The 24,051-nt window shown below is 69.2% G+C and carries 18 protein-coding genes; 10 read left to right on the top strand and 8 right to left on the bottom strand.

Annotated elements, in window-relative coordinates:
* The first annotated feature begins 17 nt into the window (after window positions 1-17).
* The 3 genes from DL990_RS12110 to DL990_RS12120 are packed head-to-tail and all read left to right on the top strand — an operon-like array spanning window position 18 to window position 1,301.
* Window positions 18-524 (top strand): flavodoxin domain-containing protein, encoded by a 507-nt coding sequence (locus DL990_RS12110; protein WP_199746320.1) that lies wholly within the window; start codon window positions 18-20, stop codon window positions 522-524.
* 39 nt (window positions 525-563) lie between these two features.
* Window positions 564-833 (top strand): DUF1905 domain-containing protein, encoded by a 270-nt coding sequence (locus DL990_RS12115; protein ID WP_125783966.1) that lies wholly within the window; start codon window positions 564-566, stop codon window positions 831-833.
* A complete protein-coding gene (locus DL990_RS12120) occupies window positions 834-1,301 on the top strand; it encodes a hypothetical protein (RefSeq protein WP_125798702.1) in 468 nt (155 codons plus the stop codon). It abuts the gene before it with no gap.
* Window positions 1,302-1,821: 520 nt separating this feature from the next.
* On the opposite strand, the gene DL990_RS12125 is transcribed toward DL990_RS12120, so the two are convergent.
* On the bottom strand, window positions 1,822-3,342 hold the full coding sequence (locus tag DL990_RS12125; protein ID WP_125798703.1) for an exo-alpha-sialidase: 1,521 nt from the start codon (window positions 3,340-3,342) through the stop codon (window positions 1,822-1,824).
* A 189-nt stretch (window positions 3,343-3,531) separates the two neighbouring features.
* On the opposite strand from DL990_RS12125, the gene DL990_RS12130 reads away from it, so the two are divergent.
* Both DL990_RS12130 and DL990_RS12135 read left to right on the top strand, forming a co-directional pair.
* Entirely contained in the window at window positions 3,532-4,116 is a 585-nt protein-coding gene (locus DL990_RS12130; protein ID WP_125798704.1) for a hypothetical protein, read from the top strand.
* An 11-nt stretch (window positions 4,117-4,127) separates the two neighbouring features.
* The gene (locus tag DL990_RS12135) at window positions 4,128-4,676 is read left to right on the top strand and encodes a hypothetical protein (protein WP_125798705.1); all 549 of its coding nucleotides are present in this window, start codon (window positions 4,128-4,130) and stop codon (window positions 4,674-4,676) included.
* Here the strand turns inward: DL990_RS12135 and DL990_RS12140 are convergent.
* Both DL990_RS12140 and DL990_RS12145 read right to left on the bottom strand, forming a co-directional pair.
* A complete protein-coding gene (locus tag DL990_RS12140; RefSeq protein WP_125783976.1) occupies window positions 4,648-5,346 on the bottom strand; it encodes a Crp/Fnr family transcriptional regulator in 699 nt (232 codons plus the stop codon). The two genes, DL990_RS12135 and DL990_RS12140, sit on opposite strands and share 29 nt — an antisense overlap.
* Before the next feature lie 50 nt (window positions 5,347-5,396).
* The gene (locus DL990_RS12145; protein WP_125783978.1) at window positions 5,397-6,821 is read right to left on the bottom strand and encodes a PLP-dependent aminotransferase family protein; all 1,425 of its coding nucleotides are present in this window, start codon (window positions 6,819-6,821) and stop codon (window positions 5,397-5,399) included.
* On the opposite strand from DL990_RS12145, the gene DL990_RS12150 reads away from it, so the two are divergent.
* Window positions 6,820-7,716 carry a DMT family transporter gene (locus tag DL990_RS12150; RefSeq protein ID WP_125798706.1) on the top strand — a complete coding sequence of 299 codons (897 nt, stop codon included), beginning with the start codon at window positions 6,820-6,822 and terminating at the stop codon, window positions 7,714-7,716. The two genes, DL990_RS12145 and DL990_RS12150, sit on opposite strands and share 2 nt — an antisense overlap.
* A gap of 56 nt (window positions 7,717-7,772) precedes the next feature.
* Window positions 7,773-8,948 carry an MFS transporter gene (locus DL990_RS12155; RefSeq protein ID WP_125798707.1) on the top strand — a complete coding sequence of 392 codons (1,176 nt, stop codon included), beginning with the start codon at window positions 7,773-7,775 and terminating at the stop codon, window positions 8,946-8,948.
* Here DL990_RS12155 and DL990_RS12160 read toward each other — a convergent pair.
* A complete protein-coding gene (locus DL990_RS12160; protein ID WP_125798708.1) occupies window positions 8,926-9,915 on the bottom strand; it encodes a YeiH family protein in 990 nt (329 codons plus the stop codon). The genes DL990_RS12155 and DL990_RS12160 overlap by 23 nt on opposite strands.
* Before the next feature lie 71 nt (window positions 9,916-9,986).
* Between DL990_RS12160 and DL990_RS12165 the strand changes: the two genes are divergently transcribed.
* The 3 genes from DL990_RS12165 to DL990_RS12175 all read left to right on the top strand — a co-directional run bounded on the left by DL990_RS12165 (window position 9,987) and on the right by DL990_RS12175 (window position 13,369).
* Window positions 9,987-10,892 (top strand): LysR family transcriptional regulator, encoded by a 906-nt coding sequence (locus DL990_RS12165; protein WP_125798709.1) that lies wholly within the window; start codon window positions 9,987-9,989, stop codon window positions 10,890-10,892.
* A gap of 154 nt (window positions 10,893-11,046) precedes the next feature.
* A complete protein-coding gene (ctaD, locus tag DL990_RS12170; protein WP_370451312.1) occupies window positions 11,047-12,801 on the top strand; it encodes a cytochrome c oxidase subunit I in 1,755 nt (584 codons plus the stop codon).
* A gap of 22 nt (window positions 12,802-12,823) precedes the next feature.
* A complete protein-coding gene (locus DL990_RS12175; protein WP_125783990.1) occupies window positions 12,824-13,369 on the top strand; it encodes a bifunctional nuclease family protein in 546 nt (181 codons plus the stop codon).
* Between the two features lie 67 nt (window positions 13,370-13,436).
* Here DL990_RS12175 and DL990_RS12180 read toward each other — a convergent pair whose 3' ends face one another.
* From DL990_RS12180 to DL990_RS12195, 4 genes are all read right to left on the bottom strand, one after another.
* Window positions 13,437-18,926: a carboxyl transferase domain-containing protein gene (locus tag DL990_RS12180; protein WP_125798711.1), complete on the bottom strand. Its 5,490-nt coding sequence runs from the start codon at window positions 18,924-18,926 to the stop codon at window positions 13,437-13,439.
* A gap of 591 nt (window positions 18,927-19,517) precedes the next feature.
* On the bottom strand, window positions 19,518-20,720 hold the full coding sequence (locus DL990_RS12185) for an HNH endonuclease signature motif containing protein (protein ID WP_125798909.1): 1,203 nt from the start codon (window positions 20,718-20,720) through the stop codon (window positions 19,518-19,520).
* 359 nt (window positions 20,721-21,079) lie between these two features.
* Window positions 21,080-22,522 carry a glycosyltransferase family 39 protein gene (locus DL990_RS12190; protein ID WP_125798712.1) on the bottom strand — a complete coding sequence of 481 codons (1,443 nt, stop codon included), beginning with the start codon at window positions 22,520-22,522 and terminating at the stop codon, window positions 21,080-21,082.
* Window positions 22,523-22,547: 25 nt separating this feature from the next.
* Window positions 22,548-23,846: a GGDEF domain-containing protein gene (locus tag DL990_RS12195; RefSeq protein ID WP_370451304.1), complete on the bottom strand. Its 1,299-nt coding sequence runs from the start codon at window positions 23,844-23,846 to the stop codon at window positions 22,548-22,550.
* Window positions 23,847-24,051: the final 205 nt, after the last annotated feature.

Genomic DNA, 24,051 nt, shown 5'->3' on the forward strand with positions numbered 1-24,051 from the left:
GCGCGGAGAATGGCGGCATGACCGCAGTGCTCGTCGCCCACGCCGGCAGATCCGGTGGGACAAGGGAGATCGCCGAGGTGATCGCCGCCGAACTGCGGGAGGCCGGGCTGACGGCCGATCTGCAGGACGCGGCCGAAGTCGAGGACGTCGAACCGTACGGCGCGGTGATCGTCGGGAGCGCGCTGCACCGCCGGCGCTGGCGCCCCGAGGCGGTGCGGCTGCTCACCGAACACGAAGAGGCGCTCCGGAACCGTCCGGTGTGGTTGTTCCACAGCGGGCCCTGTGGGCCCCTGGCCGCCGGCAAACGGGTGAGCTTGCCCGCGGGGGTCGCCTTGCTGGCCGCGAGGATCGACGCCGAGCGCACGGCCACCTTCGGCGGCAGGCTCACTCCGGCCACCGCGAGCGGCCTGTTCTGGAAGATCATGGCCGCGGGCCCCTGGGCGGGCGACTTCCGTGACTGGCCGTCGATCCGGGCCTGGGCCCGCGACGTCGGCCGCCGCGTGCGCATCCGCGTCACCCTTTGAAGTACCGGTTTCGTCGGTGGCCTGTCGTACGATGCCTTCATGGACAAACGGTTCACTGCGAAGCTGCTCAAAAGCCCGGAGAAGGGCGGCTGGACGTACGTCGTCATGCCCGGCTCCGCCGAGTACTTCGGCACCAAGGGGCTGGTGAAGGTCCGCGGGACCATCGACGGACATCCGTTCCGGAGTTCGTTCATGGCGCTGGGCGACGGCACCCACAAGCTCCCGGTGAAGGCCGATGTGCGCAAGGCGATCGGCAAAGAGGAAGGTGACACGGTGGACGTCGTCCTGCTCGAGCGGCTCGAGGGCTGAGTGGCCGCGGAGTGGAAGCCGTCCCCGGTCATCAAGATCTACGAGGCGCTCGGCGCGGTGGCCGACGGCCGGGTCGAGATCGACGGTGACTCGGCGCGCGTCGCGTCGTCGGACCGGGCCAAGACCTACGACGTCCGCCACGATCCGGCCGCGGGGTCGATCACGGCCAACGACAACGGGTCCTACTGGCAGGGCTATCTCGGCTACCCGGGCATCGCGTACTTGATGGCACGCGGCGTGCTCGCCTACGACAGCGGCCTCACCGCCGGGCTGGCAGGCGTGCCGTGGAAGGAACTCGCCACCCGGTACCGCAACGACTGGGCGAAGGTGGAGAAGGACGTCCGCGACGACCTGGCCGACAAGGGTGTCGATCTGGACCGGTTCGACGCCGGGATCGCGGAGATTTCGAGACGGTTGGAAGCGTTGGCGCTCACCAAGCTTTCCCCGCGGCTGCGCCCGCCTAAGTGACTTCTTGCGGCGCGGCCGCAGCCGCATGGCCGGTCCGTGAAGGCCTCCTTGAGGGACCCAGAGTCCCTCAAGGAGGCCTTCACTACCCGCCGATGCGATCCCTGGTGACGCAGCGACCACCGTGATGCCGGCACAGTGCGCCCGCGTCCGGTGCTGAGGTCCGTGAAGGCCTCCTTGGGGGCACCACAGTTGCTTACCCACTACTCGGGGGCTCGCGCTCTGAGATCCCCTTGGTCGTCGTGTGGTCTTAGGCGTAACACGCGTGATTGGACACGGAACTCACGTGATTGGAAGCGGAACTCACGGCGGACCCGGTCACGGGCGAGATCGGCCTCCAATCACGCGAGTTACGCGCTCAATCACGCGAGTTACGCCTTCGATCACGCGCGACGCCCATCGGCCTGGTGATGACATCACCTCACGACCCACCCGCCAACCCGCAGGTCAGACGTAGACAGAGGTCCGTGAGGGCCTCCTTCCCTACCTTCAGGGTAGGCAAGGAGGCCTTCACGGCCGATGCTCAGCCGCAGTGTTCCGACGGGCTGTTGTACGTCGTCCCGCCCGCGGAACCGCCCCACTTCACGCATTTGCCCGCGGCGGCCGCCCGCACCGGGCCGGCGAACCACGAGAACGACCCGGAGTCGGTGATCCGGGAAGCCCCGGCCACCTCGAGGTAGGCCGACGTCGCGGTCGCGGTTCCGGTGGCCGCGCTCTTCATCGTGCTGACACAGTTCTGTCCGTTGGAAGCGTTGTAGGACAGGTAAACCGTGCCCGCCGTCCCGAGCGGTTCCGAGTCGATCACGCTGTATCCGCCGCCGCACACCGGGGCTCCGAGCGTGGTCTCGGTGACCGTCGAGAAGCGGATGGTCTCGTTGGCGTTGCCCGCCGGACCCGCTTCGTACAGCACGCCGACCGAACCCGAGGACAGCTGGACCATGTCGGAGTACGCGGCGTCGCCGCTCCACACCAGCGTTCCGGCGGAGTTGCCCTGCCAGTTCGCGCCCTCGTCGAACGAAGACCGGACGACGAGTTCCTTGCGGCGGTCGCAGACCGACGGTGCGGCGAACAGGATCCGGTTGTACTTGCCCGCCTTGTCGGTCGCGGTCATCCGCGCGGTCGAAGCCTGCACCACCGGGGTGATCAGATCCTCCTCGAAGGTGAACTTGGTGGAGAAGCTCGCCCCACCGTCGGAGCTGATGGCGTAGGCGCGGTTCTTCGCGCCGCCGCTGAGGCATTTGTCGCCGTTGTTGGCCTGGTTCCGCGCCGCGGCGTAGACCCGGCCGTCGAGCAGTTCGGTGACGCTGATTTCCTGCGGGTTCAGCGCGGCGGACAACGCCGGGGTGTCGGTGGCGCCGCGCTTCCACGTGACACCTTGGTCGTCGCTGTAGACGAGCGCGCCGCTGTTCTTGCCGTCGATGGTGTAGCTCATCCCGGCGACGATCCGGCCGGCGTGCGCGCCGCGGGTCAGCACGATGCCGTGTGACGGGCCGGTCGCGAGCCAGCCCGGCGCGGTGCCGAACCCGAGCTGGGTGGTGAGCACCTTGGGCGCGGTCCAGGTCTTGCCGTGGTCGTCGCTGATCGAAACGCGCGGAATCCGGTTGCAGTCGGGGTTCTTGACGCATTCCATCACCGAGAGCAGCACGATCCGCCCGGTGGACGGGATCACGATCGGCGTCGGGTTTCCTTTGGTGTCACCGAAACCTTCGATGACGATCTTCGGTGCGCTCCAGGTCCTGCCGTTGTCCGCCGAGCGTTTCACGACGAGATCGATGTCGCCGCTGTCGTTGCAGAAGCTGGCGCCGCCGTTGCGGCCTTCGGCGAACGCGAGCAGTTCGCCGTTGTTCGCCTTGACGATGGCGGGGATTCTGAAGCAGTCGTAACCTTCTGTTTTCTCTTTGTACACCAACGTGTTCCCGACGGCGGCGGCCGAGATCCGGTCGCCGGTGTCCGTGGTGGCGAGAGAGGTGGCCGGGGATGCGCCGACCGCCGCGGTGGCGACGAGGGCCGCGAACAGGCCCTGTGCGACGCGGGAGATCTTCACGGGAGTGCTCCGTCCTGGATTCGATTCCGGGTGACGGGACATCAGGGTCCTTCCGGCTCGTACAGCCGTCGTACAAGGCGCGTACAACCCGGTTTCGCCTTCTGTGTCAGGTGACGCAGAACGACGGCGGTTTCCCTGCCAAGCTCGTTCCCGTCGGACACGGCGCGAGATCGGAAGGGGGAGGGGCCGATGAAGGTGTTCGATCTCGAGGGGCGCGAGTGGACGATCGATCGCCGGTTCGCGCCGTGGCGCCGGTGGGTCCAGCCGATCGCGGGACTCACCGGCGGTTACCGGCAGCACAAGCTCACCGCGGACTGGAAGTTCCCTGACGACGACACCATGGAGGAGCCCGAGGGAGAATTCGTGCACAAGGTGGCCCGCGGGCTGATGGGAACGCTGGGCGTCGTGGAGATACTCGTGAACGTTCCGCTGTACTTGCTGCTGGGACTCCTCCTGCTGCCGTTCCTGGCGCTGGAACTGCTGTGCCAGGGCGTCGCGGGTTCCTTCGCGCGGATCGTGCGGTGGTTCCGGAAGGCGCCGACGCGGGTCGACGTCGCCGGATGGCACAAGGAACATCGCAGTCTCGCGTCGCTGACCATCCTCAAGGTGCGTGACGATCTGGCGGCCCCTCTGGTGGCCGAGCTGAGCGGCCTGCTCCGCGGACGCGTCATGTTCGATCCCGGTGATCCGGCCGTGTACGAGGTGCTCACCCGATTCGACGTGCGGGTGGAACGCCATCGGACCTTGCTTCGTCGGAGATCCGTGCGCCGATGAGGGGAGACGCGATGCGGGTGACCGATACCGACGGCGGCGAGTGGCTGATCGTGCGCCGGTTCGCGCCGTGGCTGCGCCGCATCCGCCCGCTCGCCATCGTCACCGAAAGCGAGCGCTACCGGGAGGTGTCGTTCACCCGGCTCCGCGGCCGGTCCGGCGCGGAAGAGCGACTTGGCTTCGAGGACTGGCTGATGCTGGGGTTCGCCGTCGGGCAGGCTGCCGGGCTGGCGCTGATCCTGTCGCCGGTCATCCTGGTGGAACTGGTGGCCTGGGCGGTGACGGGGACGGTCCTCTGGTCGGCGAGGCTGACCGGTCTGGCTCGCGCCCGGATCGACCTCGTCGCGCCGCCGCCTTCCGCGCGCAGCCTCGCGCCGGTGCGGGTGCTGCTGGTGCCGGGGAAGGCCGCGGCCGAGCTCACCCGCGAACTCGTGACGCTGATCGAAACGACGCCGGATTTCGATCCGGGGAACGAGCCGCGCGTACGGAAACTCGGAGCGCGCGTGGAACGGCACTTCGGCCTGCCATGGCGGCTCAGTGGTCGTCGGGTGCCAGCTGCCTGAGGTCGTTCAGGCTCCGGACGACGAGCCGCTGGCGGCCGGTGCTGAGGAGCCCGTCGGCGCGCAGGGTCCGCAGGGTCCGCGCGACGGCTTCCCGTGACGCGGACGCGAGTCCCGCCAGGTCGCGCTGGCTGATCCGCAGGGCGATCAGGATGCCTTCGGGGACGGGCACGCCGTACCGCTCGGCGAGGTCGACCAGGATCGCGGCGATGCGTTCGGCGGCGGTGCTGTCCCCGAATTCGGTGCGGCGCGAGTTGGCGTAGCGCAGGCGGGAGGTGATGATCCGGAGCAGGACGACGGAGATGCCCGGCTGCTCGCGGAGCACGGAGTTGAACGCCCGCGAGGACAGCCACAGTCCGGTGACCGGCTCGACGGCGATCGCGGTGGCCGAGCGCAGGCTGCCGTCCATCGACGCCATCTCGCCGATGATGTCGCCCGGATCGCGGACCGCCAGTACGGCGTCGTAGCCGCCGGTGGACACCGATGTGATCTTGACCCGCCCGGTCATCAGGATCAGCACCCAATCCGACCGGTCACCCTCCCGGATGATCACCGTTCCCGCCGGGTACCGGCGCAGTTCGGCCTCGGCACGCAGCGCCTTGCGCTGGCCGTCGTCGAGCAGTTCCCAGAGCCTGCCGGGTGGGTCGTGCGGCTCCGCCGCCGGCTGTGTCATGCCTTCTCGTCGCCTCCGTGCGCGATCGTACGAGCAGGCCCGGCCGGGCGTTAACCGGGGATCTCTTGGTATGCCTGGGAAAGGCGCTGGACGCCGTCGCGCAGTTGCGCGCCTGTCGCGGCGCTGACATAGCTCAGCCGCAGATAGGGCCCCGGCGCCTCGGCCGCGAAGTACATCCGGCCGGGGGTGACCGCTACTCCGGCACGGAAAGCGGCGCTGGTCAGCGCCACTTCGTCGGCGAAAGCGGGGAGCGGCTGCCACAGGTGATAGCCCCCGGTCGGGACCGGGACGGCGGTCCAGGACGGCAGGAACTCCCGCAGTGCCGAGACGGCGACGTCGCGGCGTTCCCGCAGCGCGGCGGCGAGGGTCCGCAGATGGCGCGACCAGGCGGGAGAGCTCACCAGTTCGAGCGCGGTTTCCTGAAGTGGCCGCGGTACGAAGAAGCTCTCGACGGCGTGGAGCCCGCGCAGCCGCTCCAGTGCCGGGCCGCGGGCGGCGAGCGCGCTGATCCGCAGGCTCGGTGACGCCGGTTTCGTGAGCGACCGGATGTGCACCACGACGCCGTCGGGGTCGTCGGCCACGAGCGGGGGCGGGGGAGCCGGGCTGCCGGGGTGCGCCATCAGCCGGGCGAAGTCGTCCTCGATGATGAAAGCGCCGGCGTCACGGGCGATCCGCAGGACCTCGGCACGGCGTTCGGCGGACAGCACCGCGCCGGTCGGGTTCTGGAACGCGGGCTGGCAGACGAACAGCCGCGCGCCCGTGTCACGGAAGGCGTCGGCGAGCAGTTCGGGCCGGACGCCGTCGCGGTCGATCGGCACCGGGACCGGCCGCAGTCCCGATGCCCGCGCGATGGCCAGCATCCCCGGATACGTCGGGGATTCCACCAGCACCGGCGCGCCGGGGGCGGCGAGCGCGCGCAACGCCGTGGTCAGCGCGCTCTGCCCGCCCGAGGTGATCAGCACGTTCTCGACGTTCACCGGGCTGCCGATGTCGCGGGCGAACCAGGCCCGCAGTTCGGGCAGGCCACAGATCGGCGGCCGGGTCCACGCGCCGGGGCGGCGTCCGGCGCGGGCCGACGCCGCCGCGAGTTCGCGTTCCGGCTGGAGGCTCGGATGCGTGTAGCCGCCGTTGAGGTCGATGACTCCCGATGGCGGGTCGCTCAGCGCGGCGAGCACGCCGCTCGCGTCGATGGCGCGGGCGCCGGATTGGGAACTCAGCGCCACCTCCTGCCACGACACGTCGCCGGTCACCGTCACTTCGCGGGGTGGCGGGGCACGGAAGACACCGGCGCCGGGACGGGTGATCACCAGGCCTTCGGCGGCCAGGGCGGCGATGGCGCGTGACACCGTCACCGGGCTCACTTTCAGCCGCCGGACCAGCTCCCGACTGGAGGGCAGCTTTCCTTCGATCGGATAGCGCTCCAGCTCAGAACGCAGCTGTGTGGCCAGGCTCGTGACGCTGCTACTATCGGACATGAGACTGGATGATAGCGCTATCGCTGACCGAGCAGTAGCGGTCCGCTCCGGGACCGCGCTGGCGGCGCTGGGGGTCCTCGCCTTCTCGTTCACGTTCCCCGCCACCGTGTGGGCACTCAAAGGCTTCGACGCGTGGACCGCCACCGGGCTGCGCAGTGTCCTGGCCGCGCTGGTCGCCGGCACCTGTCTCCGCGTCTTCCGGGTCCCGCTGCCGAGACGCGATCAGTGGCGTGGCCTCGCCGTGGTCGCACTCGGTTGTGTCCTCGCGTTCCCGATCCTGACGACGCTCGCGTTGAAGACGTCGTCCACGGCGCATTCCGCGGTGGTGATCGGGCTGCTGCCGCTGGCCACCGCCGTCATCTCGTCGAGGCTGACCGGGCACCGGCCGTCCCGCCGGTTCTGGCTCGCCGCCGCGGTGGGCGCGAGCGCGGTCGTGGTGTTCACCGTCGCGCAGAGCGGCGGCGGACTGTCCACAGCGGACCTGTTCCTGTTCGGCGCGCTCGTGCTGTGCGCGTTCGGGTACGCCGAGGGCGGCAGGCTGGCCAGGGAAATGGCGGGCTGGCACGTGATCGCGTGGGCGCTGGTCCTCGCGCTGCCGGTCACCGGCGCGTTCGCCGTCTTCGGGCTCGCGACCGAACCGCTGCACGTCACGGGCGAGGGGATCGCCGGCCTGCTGTACGTCGCGCTCATTTCGCAGTTCGGCGGGTTCTTCGCTTGGTACCGGGGAATGGCCGAAATCGGCGTCGCGCGGGCGAGTCAGTTGCAGCTCGCCCAGCCGCTGCTGACGCTGGTCTGGGCGGTCCTGTTGCTCGGCGAGCACCTTCCGGCCGCCGCGCCGGTCGCCGGGCTGATCGTCGTCGCCTGCATCGTGGTCACTCAACGCTCCCGCAGCTAGATCAACGTCGCGAATCCGCCAGACCGCGGTGCCCGCGCGGTGATGGGCTGAAGCACATGACCGCTTCGACCCTCGACACCTCCGCGCGGACCCCGCTGAAGGGATGGCTCGCCGTCCTCGCGGTGACATTGGGGATCTTCTCCCTCGTCACCACGGAGATCCTGCCGATCGGCCTCCTGACCCCGATCGGCGACGACTTCCGGATCACGCCGGGGACGGCGGGCCTGACCATGACCCTGCCCGGATTCCTCGCCGCGCTCGCCGCCCCCGCGGTCACCGTCGCGGCCGGGCGGCTCGACCGCCGGATCCTGCTGTGCGCGCTGATGGTGGTGCTGGCGCTGGCCGACGTCCTCGCGGCGACCGCGCAGGCCTACTGGGCGATGCTCGTCTCGCGAGTCCTGGTCGGGCTGGTGATCGGCGCCTTCTGGGCGATCGGCTCCGGGCTCGCCGAACGGCTCGTCGGCCCTCGGCACGCGGGCAGGGCGACCGCGGTGATCTTCTCCGCCGTGCCACTCGGTTCCGTACTTGGCGTGCCCGCGGGGACGTTCGCCGGCGAGTTGCTCGGCTGGCGAGCGGCGTTCGCGGTGATGACGGTGTTCACGATCGGCGTTCTCGCCGCGCTGGCCCTCTCGCTGCCTCCGCTGCCGTCGCGGGGCGCCACCCGGCTCGGCGTCCTGCGTGAGATGACGCGGGGGCGGGTGACCAGGCTCGGCCTGCTCGTCACGGTCCTGGTCGTGCTCGCCCATTTCGGGACCTACACCTACGTCACGCCGTTCCTGCGCCAGGTGACGCAGGTGGGCCCGGAGCTGATCACCGTCTTCCTGCTCGTCTACGGCACCGCCGGGATCGCCGGCAACTTCGTCGCGGGCGCCGCGATCGCCCGCGATCTCCGGCTGACCTTCCTCGCGGCGGCGGGGTCGATCGGCGTCGCGGCACTCGCGTTGCCGTTTCTCGGTGATTCGAAGCCGGGCGCGCTCGCCCTGTTGGCGGTCTGGGGTTTCGCCTACGGAGCCGTCCCGGTCTGCTCGGGAACCTGGTTCGCGCGAGCGGCACCGCAGGCGCCCGAAGCGGCGTCGGTGCTGTTCACGTCGTCGTTCCAGGCGACCCTCTCGGCGGGGGCGCTCCTCGGCGGGATGGTCGTCGACGCGGTCTCCGTCCCGGCCGTGATGGTCACCGGCGGGGTGATCGCGCTGCTCGCGGCCGCCGTCCTCAGCCGAGCACGGTCAGCGTGACCAGCGCGGTGGTCCCGACCAGGAGGGTGGAGAGCAGACCGAGCAGCAGGGCGCGGCCACCGGTGCGGACGAGCTTGCCGATCCGGACCGCGCAACCCAGGCCGAACAGCGCCCCGGCCAGCAGCAGTGTGCAGGCGATCTTGGCGACGTCGAGCGCGAAACCCGGCACGACGCCGGTGCTGCGCACGGCGGCCATCGCCAGGAAACCGAGGACGAACACCGGGACCAGCGGCGGCCGCTTCCCGTCGGCGGGGCGATGCCGTTCGTGCATCCCGACCGCGGCGACCATCGGGGCCAGCAGGACCACGCGGCTGAGCTTGATCACGATGGCGACCGCGATGGCGGCACCGCCGGCGGGGGTGGCCGCGGCGACGACCTGCGCGACCTCGTGCACGCTGAGCCCGGCCCATTCGCCGATCCGGACCGCGTCGAGCCGCAGCCAGCCGCCGATCAGCGGGACGGCCGCGATGGCGAGCCCGCCGTAGAAGGTGACCAGGGCGACGGCGGTGGCGACATCGGAGTCTTCGCGTTCGACGACGCCTTCCATCGCGGCGATGGCCGACGCGCCGCAGATGGAGAACCCGGTCGCGACCAGCATCGCCAGGCCACGCGGCACGCCGAGGAGCCTCCCGAGGCCGATCGTGCCGAGGAAGGTGACGCCGACCGTGAACACCGCGGCGAGCAGCGTCCCGGGGCCCAGCGCCAGGACCGAGGGGAGCGAGAGCTGAAGGCCCAGGAGCACGACACCGGCGCGAAGCAGCTTCTTGGTGGTTCCGGAGATCGCCTTCCGGGTCTCGTCCGACAACGACGGCAACGAGCCGGCGAGGATGCCGAGCACGACAGCGATGGTGAGCGCGCTGACGACCGGGAACGCGGTGCCGACCAGATACGCGGCGCCCACCCCGGCGCCGGTGACGGCCACCGCGGTCAGGAAGGGCTTCGTCGGTCTCGCGTGCGTGGTGCTCATGGTTCGAGCGTCGTCCGTACGGGGTGACCTTGGTAGCCGGGAATGCGAGGGGTAGGTCATACACTTGGGCTATGACCACACCCGACCTGGACTCCCTGCGCCTGCTGGTGCTCGTGGACGAGCTCGGCAGTATCGGGCAGGCCGCGGCCAGCCTCGGGATCGCGCAGCCGTCGGCGAGCAAACGGCTGTCCACAGTAGAGCGACGGCTGGGACTGGTGCTGGTCGACCGTACGCGGCGCGGTTCCGCGCTCACTCCCGACGGCCGGGTCATCGCGGGCTGGGCGCATCGGGTGCTCTCCGAACTCGATGGTCTGCTCGACGGCGCCGAAGCGCTGCGCACCCAGCACGAGGCACATCTGCGGGTCGCCGCGAGCATGACGCTGGCCGAGTATCTGGTGCCGGGCTGGATCGGCGAGCTCAAACGCCTCGACCCCGGGCTGTACCTCGGACTGGAGGTCACCAACTCCGACCAGGCCGCCGAACTGGCACGGGAGGGCAAGGTCGATCTCGGGTTCGTCGAGTCGCCCGGCGCGTTGCCAGGGCTGTCGTCCCGGCGGGTCGCCACCGATCACCTGGTCCTCGTCGTGCCCGGAAGTCATCCGTGGGCGCGCAAGCGCCGGCCGGTGACCGCGGCCGAACTGGCGATCACGCCGCTCGTGGTCCGCGAACCGGGTTCCGGGACCAGGGAGACCGTGGACGCCGCGTTGCGCAAGGCCGGTGTCGGTCCGGCGAAACCGTTGCTGGAACTGGGTTCCGCCTCCGCGGTCGGCAACGCGGTGATCGCGGGCGCCGGTCCGGCGGTGATCAGCGAACTCGCCATCGTCCGGGATGTCGCCGAAGGCAGGCTCGTCCCGGTCGCGGTCGACGGGGTCGATTTCGGCCGGGAACTGCGCGCGGTGTGGCCCGCCGGGCGACGGCTCGCCGGTCCGGCCGCGGCGCTGCTGAGCATCGCGGTCCGCTCTGCGAAGTCCCGTTGAGTCCTTTCATAAAAGCGGAGTGCCGGACTCCGGGTAACCGGCCGGATCGCGTATCGGAGGCTTTACTCCTCTAGCTCTTGAAAAGCCCGCGTGTAGGGACTCTCCTGGAGGGGTACCAGCTTTTCGAAGGTGTGTCCTCGTGCTGGGAGTCGTCATGACCGCGGTGAAGGCAGCGCCCCGCCCGGACGCCGTCCGCTTCGGCGGGCGAACCCGGGCGCCCAAGGGCAGCGTGTTCCTCAACGTCGTCCGCACCACCGATCACAAGACGATCGGGCTGCTGTACCTCACCACCTCGTTCGGGTTCTTCGTCGCCGGCGGTTTCATGGCGCTGCTGATGCGCGGTGAACTGGGCAGGCCGGGCATGCAGTTCCTGTCGCAGGAGCAGTACAACCAGCTGTTCACCATGCACGGCCTCATCATGCTGCTGCTGTACGCGACACCGAACCTCTTCGCCTTCGCCAACTACATCCTGCCGCTGCAGATCGGGTCCCCGGACGTCGCTTTCCCGAGGCTGAACGCGTTCTCCTACTGGCTCTACCTCTTCGGCGGGCTGATGGTGCTCAGCTCGTTCCTCACCCCGGGTGGCGCGCCCGACTTCGGCTGGACGATGTACACGCCGCTGTCCAACGCCGCGCACACCCCGGGCGTCGGCGCCGATCTGGTGATCATGGGCCTGATCGTGTCCGGACTCGGGACGATCCTCGGTGCGGTCAACATGGTCACCACGATCCTCTGCCTGCGCGCACCCGGAATGACCATGTGGCGGTTGCCGCTGTTCACCTGGAACATCCTGTTCACCACGATCCTGATCCTGGCTGTCTTCCCGATCCTCACCGCGGCGCTGTTCGGCCTGATGGCGGACAGAAGGCTCGGTGCGCACGTCTTCGATCCGGCCAACGGCGGGGCGATCCTGTTCCAGCACCTGTTCTGGTTCTTCGGGCATCCCGAGGTGTACATCGTCGCGTTGCCGTATTTCGGCATCATCACCGAGATCGTCCCGGTGTTCAGCCGGAAACCGCTGTTCGGCTACAAACTCATGGTGTTCGCGACGATCGCGATCACCGCCCTGTCCTTCGCCGTGTGGGCGCACCACATGTTCGCCACCGGTGCGGTGCTGCTGCCGTTCTTCTCCATCATGACCTTCCTCATCGCGGTACCGACCGGGATCAAGTTCTTCAACTGGATCGGCACCATGTGGAAGGGGCAGCTCACCTTCGAATCACCGATGCTGTGGTCGATCGGCTTCATGGTGACGTTCCTGCTCGGCGGGCTGACCGGGATCATCCTCGCCGCGCCACCGCTGGACTTCCACATCCACGACACCTATTTCGTGGTGGCGCATTTCCACTACGTCCTGTTCGGCACCATCGTGTTCGCCACCTTCGCCGGCATCTACTTCTGGTTCCCCAAGATGACCGGGCGGATGCTCGACGAGCGGCTCGCGAAACTCCATTTCTGGACCACCTTCATCGGCTTCCACACGACGTTCCTCGTCCAGCACTGGCTCGGCAACCAAGGCATGCCGCGCCGCTACGCCGACTACCTGAGCAGCGACGGTTTCACCTTGCTGCACACCATTTCCACGATCGGCGCGTTCCTGCTCGGCGCGTCGGTGCTGCCGTTCGTCTGGAACGTCGTGCGCAGCTACCGGTTCGGGGAGGTCGTCGAAGTCGACGACCCGTGGGGACACGGGAACTCCCTGGAATGGGCGACGACCTGTCCGCCGCCCCGGCACAACTTCCACGACCTGCCGAGGATCCGGTCCGAACGGCCCGCGTTCGAACTCCACTACCCCCACATGATCCCCCGGCTGCGCGCCGAGGGGCACACCACCCCGTTCCAGCGCCGCGATCAGCCCACCCCGTCGGAACTGGTGGCGGACAAGGTACTGAAGGACGACACCGCCTGACCGAGGGAATGAGGTACCGCGCATGATCCCCATGGACGTCGAAGGGATGGCAGTCCTGGCTCCGGAAGCGGCGCCGGTGATGTTGCTGCGGGAGCGGGAGGGCGAACGCCGCTGGCTGGCGATCACGATCGGCGGCCCCGAGGCGAGTGCGGTGGCGCTCGCGCAGGAGAAGATCCGGCTGCCCCGTCCCGGCACGATCGAACTGATCGGCCAGGTGGTCGAATCGTTCGGGCACCGGGTCACCGGTGTCCAGGTCACCGCGCTGCGGGACGGCATCTTCTTCGCCGACCTGGTGCTCGATTCCGGGATCCGCGTCTCGGCCCGGCCGAGTGACGCGGTCGCGATCGGCCTGCGGGCCGGAGTCGGGATCGAGGTGGCGGACGCGGTGCTCGAGGTCGCTTCCGTACGGGTCGAGATCATGGGCTCCGGACCCGACGCGGAACTGCCGTCGGTGCCGCCGGACCCGGTCGCGCAGGAGCGGGAGGTCGAGGAGTTCAGGGCGGCGCTGGACAAGATCGTGCCCGAGGACTTCGGGGACTTGCCTCCCGAACCTGGACCTGGCCACTGACCCGTGCAATGAAGGGGCCTTTCATAGCAAATTTTGCTATGAAAGGCCCCTTCATTGCGGTTAAGTACTACTTCTTCGCCAGGCCCTGTTCGATCGCCTCGATGATGCGCGGCCGCATCTCGGCCGCGCTGATGATCGCGTCCACCGAGCCGACCTTCACCGCGCGCTCGATGCTGTGCACGCCGTCGAACTCGGCCGCGACCGCGCCCAGCTTCTCGGACCGCACCGACGACTGGAGCTCCGCCAGTTCCGCGGCCAGCGCGGCGCGTTCGGCACCGGTCGCCCCGCCGACCTTCTCGGTGAGCGATCGCACCCGCGGGTCCGCCGCCGTCCGCGCGTTGACCTCACCGGCGAACACGACCGCCGCGGCGGGCGCGCCACCGAGCACGGAGGCGAACGAGCCTTCCAACGCCAGCACCGTCATGTTCGGGTTCAGCGCCTTCGAGAACACCACGAACGCGCCACCGTGGTACCGCGAGATCACGGTGAACACGATCGGGCCTTCGAAGTTGACGATCGCCCGGCCGATCTCCGCGCCGTACTCCAGTTGCAGCTTCCGCATCGACTCCGGCGAACCGTCGAAACCGGACAGGTTCGCCAGCACCACGAGCGGCCGGTTGCCGCTGGCCGCGTTGATCGCCCGCGCCGCCTTCTTCGACGACCGCGGGAACAGGGTGCCCGCGGTGTAGGTGTCCGGTCCGTCGGTGGGCGGGAAGCCGCGGCGCGGCACCGAACGCGACTCGATCCCGAGCAGGCACACCGGCCGCCCGCCGAGGTGCACGTCCTGCACGGCCGCGGTCTCCGCGTCCGCCATTCCCGGCCAGCGCTCCAGCACCGGGTGGTCCTGATCCGACAGCGCGCGCATCACGGTGCGGATGTCGAACGGCTTCTTGCGGTCGGGGTTGGCCTCCCGCGAGAAGATCTGGCCGACCGTGGTGAAGTCGCTGTCGACGGCCGCGTGCGGGAACGACGAGACGTCCCGGTCGATCGGGTCGTTCGTGACCGCCTTGCGGGGACCGGATTCGCCCGGCGCCACGTAGGTGTGGTCGTAGTGCGACATCAGCACGTCCCGCGCCGCGGCGAGGTTCGGCGCCCAGTACTGCGCCTGGCCGTTCGGGCCCATGACACGGTCGTAGCCGCCGATGCCGAAGTTGTCCTCCGCCGAGACACCGCCGGAGAAGTCGAGCGACTGCTTGCCGGTCAGCACCATCGCGGAATCCGGCGTCATCACCAGGATTCCCTTGGTGTGCATGAGCATCGTCGCTTCGGCGTTCCAGTACGGCTGGGCGCCGACGTTGATCCCGGCGACCACGATGTTGATCTCGCCGCCGTTCTGGGTGAAGTGCACGATCCGCTTGAGCGCGGCCGCGACCCAGTCCATGTTCTCGGTGCCGGACTCCATCGAGATCCGGGCACCTGCCGAGAGCGCGTACCACTCCAGCGGGACCCGCAGCCGCTCGGCGAGATCCAGCGCCGCGATCACCCGCGAGCACTCCGGCTCCGACAGCGCGCCGAGCGCCTTCGTCGGGTCGCCCAGCAGCACGACGCGCTGGACGCCCTCGGGGTAACGCTCGGTCGGCGTGGTGACCACACCGGCGACGATCGCCGCCTTGTTGCGCCCCTTCTTCCGGTCGACCGGAACCAACGTATTGGTGTCGTCCATGTCGTACTCGGTGAACGAGCCGAGCATCTCGGTCAGCTCGTACGGGTACACCGTGTCGCGGCGGCGGGCGCGCAGGACGTTCTGGCGGTAGTCGTCGAGCGGGAGGATCGGCTCGGTGACGGGTTCGGACACCGACATCTGCACGCCACCGCTGACGTCGTAGCCGATCCGCACGGCGACCTCGTTGACCTCACCGGTCGCGCGGTCACGCTGCCTGCCGAGGAACTGGACCTCTTCGAGACCCGCGCCCGCCGTCGACGGCTGCACACGCTGGGCGACCGTGTCCAGCTCTTCGCCGGTGAGCTCACTGGTCGGCCACACGTACAGCATGATCCGGTTGGTGTCGAAACGCTTCCTCGGCGGAAGCTTCGCCTGCACCCCGCGGATCGCGTCGAGGCAGCCCGCCAGCGTGCCTTCGACCGCGGGCAGGGCCAGCAGCTTGCCGTCGTTGTCCCGCAACGGGGTCAGGTCACGGACCTGGGCGAGCGCGACCAGCCGCTGATCGGACGGGTTCATCGGCGAGACGCACTTGAACAGGTAGACGTCCTCGTCGCCGGACGGCAACCGGGTGAGGTCGAAGTTCGCCAGCCGCTGCAACTGCATCCGCTGCGCGATCAGCGGGTGCAGGCCGCGGATCAGCCGCTCTTCGCTGAACCCGGTCGAGGACGGGCGGAAGGTGAAGTGGTGGTGCATCACCGCGCCGCCGTGTCCGGCGACCGTGGTGGTGATCCGCCGGACGCGGCTGGGCAGCGACCCGGCCACGAGGACCTCGCGCAGCCCGGCCGCCATCGCGTCGTCGTCGGCCGACTCGTCGTCCCACGTCAGGTAGAGGTCCGCCTCGACGTCGGTGTCGGCGGGCAGTTTCGCGGCGAGATCGGCGACCGCCTCGATCGCCCCTGGCAGCCCGGCGCGGTCGACGGCGGTGGTCGCCATGTGGAACCGCTCGTTCTCGTCGGTGTAGTCACCGGTGACGAAGGTGCAGCCGCCGACGGTGACCTGCTGGACACCGGTGAGCGCGCGGTTGCCGTAGTAGCGGCGGCTCAGCACCTCCAGCAGCGGGGTGTGATCGGTGCCGGGGCGGCCGATCCGCTGCCCGAGCAGGCGCACCAGCGGTTGCGCGCTGGCCAGCATGCTCGCGATCCGCTCGGCGCGGTCCGGAGAATCCGGATGCCGGTCGAGGTGGCTCAGGTGTTTGCGGACCTCGCTGTACACCTCGGCGCGGGTGCGGCGGAGCAGTGGCTGGGCGAACCAGCGGAACACCACGCTGCGCGCCAGGTCGCCGACCACCGGGAAACGGAGCTGGGTGGCGGCGATGAGCGCCTCCAGCGCCTTGCCCGCCGGCTCGCGCATCGACTCGAAAGGCTGCGGCTCGGTGAGCCACTGCCGCAGCAACGCGGTGACGATCGCGACGTCGGACGAGGTCCGCTGCTGGGCGAGGAAGATACGGAAGACCGCCTCCTCCAGTTCCGGCGTCCGCTCCAGATCCTCGATGCCGTAGTGCGCCAGCACCTTCTTGAGCTTGTTCTGGAACGACTCGGACAGGCCGGCGCGTTCGACATCGAGGCTCTGCAGGTAGGCGTGGAAGAACTCGCGGGAGCTGTGCACCCGGGTGTCCGTCTTTACCTCCTCGCGTGCCGGCTTGTTGCGCATCAGCTCGGACAGGTCGGCGAAGACGGTCAGCAGTTCGACCTCGCCCTCCAGCGGGCGGTCGCCGTTGTCCTCCAGTTCGGCACGGGCGGCCAGGTACGCGCTGAGCGTGCGGCGTTCGTCGTGCGGGCCGTCGTCGAAGCCGAGCAGGAGGCTGCGCAGATCCTGCTGTCCCCGCGTGATCCGCTGCGCGGCCGACGTTCCGCCCGGTTCGGCGGGCAGCTCGATCTCGACACTGCCCTTGTCCTCGGCGACCTCGGCGCCTTCCTCCGCCAGCGGCTCGAGCCGCAGCAGGGGAGCGCCGGTCTCGACCTGGCTGCCGACCGAGACGACGCACTCACGCAGCTTCGCGCGGAACGGCGCGCGGAGCACCGTCTCCATCTTCATGCTTTCCAGCACCAGTACGGGCGCGCCTGCCTCGACCTCCGCGCCGACCTCCAGCGGCGTCGCGACGACGAGCGCGGGCGCGGGGGAGCGGACGACGCCGCCCTCGTCCCGGCTGACGCGGTGGGTGACGCCGTCGACCTCGATCAGGTGGATCGGCCCGTGCGTGCCGGTGACGAGGCGGAACCGGGTGCCGTTGACGGTGATCTGGCCGGTGTGCTCGTCGAACCGGTCGACCTCGACGTCGGCGGGGTGGATGTCGCCGCCGCCCGCCGAGACACCGACGCGGAACCGGCGGTGGCCGATCCGGGCGACACTCACGCGGTACGCGGCGCCGCGCAGCTTGAGGTCGAGCGGACGGCCGCTCTCGTGCTGAACCTGCGGGCGGCCACCGTGTGCGGTGGAGAGAAGTCGTTGGCGCTCAACGGCTTCCTCGTCTTCGTAGGCCTCGATCGCGGCGGCCGCGAGCGCGATCGCCGAGTGGCGATGCGTGACCAGCTTGCCTTCGCCGCGAACCCGGTCGATCCAGCCGGTGTCGGCGGAACCGTCGATCACCTCGGGCTGGTCGAGCAGGTCGAGCACGAAACTCTTGTTGGTGGCGCCGCCCTCGATGATGACCGTGGTCTGCGCCATCGCGCGGCGCAGCCGGCCGAGCGCCTCGTCACGGTCGCGGCCGTAGGCGATGATCTTCGCGATCATCGAGTCGAAGTCGGCCGGGATCGTGTCGCCTTCGCTGACCCCGGTGTCGACCCGGATACCGGGGCCGGCGGGCAGGTCCAGACGCGCGATGCGGCCGGGCGACGGCGCGAAGTCGCGATCCGGGTCCTCGGCGTTGAGCCGTGCCTCGACAGCGTGACCGGATTCGGCGGGCTGGGGGCCTTCGAGCTTGCCGCCGGCGGCGACGTGCAGCTGGGCCTTGACCAGGTCCATGCCGGTGGTCAGCTCGGTGATCGGGTGCTCGACCTGAAGGCGGGTGTTCACCTCGAGGAAGGCGAACAGCTTGTCGCCGGGGTGGTAGAGGAACTCCACCGTCCCGGCGCCGCTGTAGCCGACCGCGAGCGCGAGCCGCTCGGCGGACCGCTTGAGCTCGTCGGCCTGCTCGAGGCTGAGTACGGGGGAGGCGGACTCCTCGATGATCTTCTGGTTGCGCCGCTGCACCGAACAGTCGCGGACGCCGAGCGCCCACGCGGTGCCCTGGCCGTCGGCGATGACCTGGACCTCGACGTGCCGGGCGCCGGTGACCAGACGCTCCAGGAACACGACGCCGCTGCCGAAGGCGCGCTCGGCCTCCAGGCTGGTGCGCTCGTAGGCGTCCTCGAGCTCGTCCGCGGAGGTGATCACGCGGATACCGCGGCCGCCACCGCCCGCGGTCGCCTTGAGCATCAGCGGGTAGCCGATCTCGTCGGCGGCCTTGATGGCGGCGTCGAGATCCGCCACGGCACCGCGGCTCCACGGCGCCACCGGCACACCGACCTCTTCGGCGATCAGCTTCGCGCCGATCTTGTCGCCGAGCTTGCGCATCGCGTCCGCACTCGGCCCGATGAAGGTGACACCCAGCCGCTCACACAACTCGGCGAAGGCCGGATCCTCCGCCACGAACCCCCAGCCGACCCAGGCCGCGTCGGCCCCGGTTTCGGTCAACGCCCGCTCCAGCACGGCGAAGTCCAGATACGGACGCGCCGACGCCGGACCCAGGTTGTGGCTGATGTCGGCTTCCCGCACGAACGTCGCCGACCGGTCCGCGTCCGTGTAGAGCGCGACGGTCTCGATCCGCCGTCCGGTCTCCGCCGAGAGCTCGCGGACGGCGTGGATGAGCCGCATCGCGGCTTCTCCGCGGTTGACGATGGCGACACGACTGAACACCGACTGAGCCTCCCAAATGCGCGACACTGTCCCACCGGATCACGCGCGGGGCAGTCTTCTGTACCTGTCTAACAGCCTGCCTCTTACCGGCCGGTACGAGAATGTCGTCGGTGGCGCATGCCGAGGGCCGGGTCTTGTAGGAACCCGCCAAAAAGTGGCCTGGAACACCTCGTCGAGGGGCCCGATGACGTCATGAAGTGGACAACTGGGGGTTCGGCTTGGTAGCCGGGTTCGCGAGGTGTCATCCGGTGTTCACGCCGGTTTCATCGGGTGGGGTTCCCGTCGTTTGGCCGGTGAGGGATGAGTGGCCGGTTTTCGGCTGGTGGTTCCGGGGTCGGGCAGTGGCTGCTCGGGATGCCTCAGGGGTGAATCTCCAGCGTGGGTTTCGGGTGGCGACGTTTGTCCGGGCGTCGCGTCGTCGTTTTCTCTGGCGACGCCCAGGAAGGCCGGATCGGGAGGGTCGAGGAGGCGGTTGCGGGCCATCGTGGTCGGACTCGGGCGAGGCACGTCCAGTCAAGGGGACAGTGGTTCCTCGGGTCGAGGGCGCGGCGACGGTGCGGAAGACAGCCGTTGCCGTTTTCCGGCGATGGTTCAGAACGGTGGTGGTTCGGCGGCCATCCGGGGTTCGTGCAGCGGCGGAGGCGAACTGTCGTAACGCTGCCCTGTCGGTGTGGTGACGGTGAGGGTGCCGTCTGGGGCGAGGGAGTAGGTCCAGCCGGGTTCGTCTTTGAGTCGGTGGTCGCGGCGGCACAGGTCGATCAGTTCATCGGCGTTGGTGTGGCCGCCGAACTGCCACGGCACCACATGATCGAGGTCGCAGGCTTGGGCGGGACGCTGGCAGCCGGGTCTTCGGCACTCACGATCCCGCACCCGCACGAACTCACCCACCCCCGCCGTCGGCCGATACCGATCCCGCCCCAAATCCAGCACCTGCCCCGACAACGGATCCGTGATGATCCGCCGCAACACCGTGTCCGGCCCACCAGCGATCTCCCGCGCCACCGACGCCGGAATACACCCATGCCCAGCCAACTCCGCCGGACCCTCGTTCACACCGAGGTAGGTCGCCAGATCCATGTAGAGGAACACCTCCGCCCGCTCGCTCTCGCCGCCCCGGCCACTGAGCAGGAGGTCGAGGGCGACGTCGGCACGGAGCTGATCCAGCGTGCGGGGTTCGCCGCCGGTCTTGAGGGCGCGTGCCTCCCGATCGATCCGCGTGTAGGCGGCGGCGACCTTCTCCACCGGCCCGTCTTCCACCTCGATCGACGCCACCCCTGCCTCGCCGTGGCGCACCGTGAGGCGGCGGCCCGCCCGAGAATGCTCAGCCCGGCGAGAAGCACCCTCCCGATCCACCGTCATCGCCGCATGACTCGCCGCTTTGCGGATCTGCTCGGAGTTCTTCCCCTCCAGGCGATCCTCCAACAGAGCATCTGCGGCCCGGGCGTCTTCGTCGGAGAGCCACGACGTCGCCGCCGCGACCTTCGCCGCCCCGAACCCATCCACCACCCCACGGTCCATCAACCCGAGTGTCCGCGGCAGCCGGGTGGTCAACGCCTCCGCGGTGGAGACCAGGGTGCCCGCGTGACCGTCCACAACAGACAACGCGAACGCCACCTCCTGCACCACACTCGAAACCCCGCCACGATGCCGCCCCAACCGTCCGATAGCACGGAACCGCACCGCCTCCAACCGTGCGATCCCCACCGACGCCGCCACCGCAACATCCACCACATCCTTATCCCCCAACGAATCCAGCGAACCATTAACCTCCCCCAACACATCCGACTCGGTCATTTCCTTGAGTAGCGCCACAACGGCGTCAGAAGTATCCACACACAGAACGTACAACCGACCACCGACAGTTTTCGATCTCATAGACATCGCTGGCGTTGCCGTTTTCCGGTGACGACGCAAATTGGTTCGGTAGTGGTGCCGCTACTCGCCCAACGGTGGGGCCGGGAAGTCCCATACGCAGGGGGATCTTCCAGCGTCCGGTTCACAGGTGCCACGAGCGTCGCCGTTTTCCGGCGACGACGCAAACCGGCTCGTAGTGCTGCTACTCACCCAAGGTTGGGTAGTCCTGAACGTAAAGGAGATCTCCCGACATCCGTCCCCGTGAGCGTCGCCGTTTTCCGGCAACGAAACAAACCAGCTCAGTAGTAGTGGCGCAACTCGCCCCACAACACGGACCATGGCCGGGAAGTCCCCGTGCACAAGGAAATCCGCACCCCTTGCTCGTCGTTCTCCACTCCGAGCCCGTTGTCGTGAACGGCTTCCTCGCGACATCCGGTGAACCACGCCGGAAGATACGGGCCCACGACGACCACGGGTCCGACAGCCTCAGCGGGCGGCGGCCCCCAGTCCGCATAGGACATGTGTCCCGAGTGGACAGTGGGAAGCCCGTAGTACTCCAAGGCCCCGGCTTGCCCGTAGTTCCGCGTGAAGATCACCGCGGTGGATCGCTGCTCGGCGGGGATCCGTGACCAGACCTGCGTGACCGTCGAAGCCAGCTCCGGCCAGCCTGCCTGCTCGCCTTGTTCTTTGTTCACCACCAAAACCGGCGCCAGCGCGGACACTGGCAGCAAGGGCAGTCCGACGACGAGGGAGACGGCCGCGCCGACGAAAGCCAGCGCGGCAGCGAGAGCGCGGCGCCAGGTGCGGTCGAGCAGGCGCAGGCAGGGTTCGGCGCCGGCGGCCGCGAGCAGTAACAGAAAGGGTGCCGAGTAGTACGGTTTTCCGCCCAGTACCAGCAAGATCACGCACAACACCGGATAGGCCAAGGCCAACGAGCGAGCCCAGCGCAAATCCGGATCGCGCCAGAGCCGGAGGGCGCCGGCGACCCAGACCGGCACGACCACGGGGGAGAGATAGAGCAGCTGCATCGGCACGAACAGGATCCGGTTCTCCGCACCGTCGTCCTCGCTGATACCGGAAGCCACGGTCAGCAAAGGGAAACCGTGGGCCGCCTGCCAGATCAGTCCCGGTGCGGCCAGCGCCAGCGCCAGTAGAATCCCGGCGGGAAGCCAACCGCTGCGGAAGATCTTCCGCGGGCCGACGGCGAGGAGCGCCAGGCCGATCGAGGCGACCATCAGCAGGACGAGCCATTTGGCCGCCAGCCCGACGCCGACGTCGTCGACGATCGCGAGCCACCACCGTCCGTCGCCGGTGCGGAGAAGGCGCAGCACCACCAGGCCGAGCGCGCTCCAGACCAGCATGTCGACGGTGGCCGTCGACAGCATGTGCCCGTCGACCACGACGAACGCGGCCAACGCGGTCATCGCGGCGGTGAGGACCTGCGCGCCCCGGCCACCGCCGAACTCGCGGGCGACCAGTGCCAGCAGGACCACCGTCGCGGCGGCGCACAACGTGGCGGCCACGCGCAGACCGGCAGGAGTGGCGCCGAAGACGTCCGTGGAGATCCTCGCGAGAAAGGGTGTCAGCGACGGCTGGTCGACATAGCCCCAAGCGAGCCGCTTTCCGGCGGCGAGAAAGTACAGCTCGTCCCGGTGGAAGCCGTACCGGCCCGACACCAGGGTCAACACCAGGACCTGTATCGCGACGACCAGACCTACCGGACCCCGAGCGAATCGCTCCATCGCGCCTCCCCAGCCGAGGGGGAGCCTACTGCGTGGGAGGGGCGAGCTCGACGCGGTTGCGGCCACCTTGTTTCGCTCGATACAGCGCGGTGTCCGTGGCGACGAGAAGGTCGTCGACGCTGGTGATGTTGGCCGCCGGGTACAGCGCTCCGCCGATCGACACCGTCAGATCCGTGAGCACGGTGTCGCGATCGGGCAGCGCGACCGAGACCACCGCCACCTGGTGCCGGATCCGTTCGGCCACTTGGCGCAGCGTCTCCTCGCCGTGGATGTCCGGGATGACGATCGCGAACTCCTCGCCGCCCCACCGCCCGCAGACGTCCTGCTCGCGGATCTCGGCGCGCAGCGCGTCGCCGACCGCGCGCAGGACGAGGTCGCCGTTGGGATGCCCGTAGGTGTCGTTGATCGTCTTGAAGTTGTCGAGGTCGAGGAACAACACGCCGAGGTTGCGGCCGGCGCGCGTCCGGCCGAGGTGCTCTTCGGCCAGCTGACGCCACCGGCGTTTCGTGACGAGGCCGGTGGTGGCGTCGGTGTGCGCGTCGCGCCGGTACTGCGTCAGCAGCAGCCCGCGGTGCAGCGCGACCAGCGCGATGACGACCCCGACGAGGACCAGCGGGTTGGCCTGCACGAGGACGACGGCCGTCACGAGACCGAGGCCGAGCGCGCCCGCCTCCAGGATCTGGTCGCCGAAGCCGGAGAACAGTTCGCCGATCGACTTGGGCGGCGAGGAGAGCGCGATCGCGATCATCACCAGCACGGTGTTGATCGCCCAGCGCAGGGCCGCGGCCACGATGATGACGGCGAGATCGCCCAGCCCGGCGAGCAGCCCGGAGTCGGGCGAACCGGGGTAGTGGCGCATGCCGAGGCTGAGGACGACGACGGCGGCCTGCGTGCCGCAGAGCACCGTCGCGGCGGAAAAGATCCACCGATGGGGGAGTACCGGCCGTTGGTGTGGCCAGATCCGCAGCCATGCGATGGTGTAGGTCACCACGACCATCGCGGCGGCGAGTACCGGAGGCAGCGCGATGACGGCGGCGACGCTCCAGACCGCCTTGGTGTCGACGTAGGCGACCGACGGGGCCCTGTCGTACTCCCGTTGGCGTTCGATCTGCCGGGTGCCCTCGATCGCGATGGCCGCGCACAGCGTCAGGACGCCGAATCGGACGAGGTCGGTACCGGTCACCGGGACCAGCCGGGCCGTGGCGGCGGTCGAGAGGACTGCGATGAGATTCACGACCAGGACGTAGGAACGCACAGGTCGCGGCAGGCTCCACAGGTGCCAGGCCCTGAGCCGCCGCCGCGCGCCGCCGAGTCGTCCGTCCACGCACCCTCTTCCGTCGGTGATCTACACCGTAATCGAACCGGGACGGCGACGACCGCGTTGTCTCCGACGATAAGACACACGGCCGCGAATTCCCCCGGACAGCCCAACCAAACCGAGGGAGGTGCACCGATGCAGGACAACAACTGGTGAGTGTTTTGCCGGATAAATCGCTATTTCGCGGGAGGTGAACGACGTGCGGGACAAC

The sequence above is a fragment of the Amycolatopsis sp. WAC 01416 genome (genome assembly GCF_003947485.1).
GTDB lineage: Bacteria > Actinomycetota > Actinomycetes > Mycobacteriales > Pseudonocardiaceae > Amycolatopsis.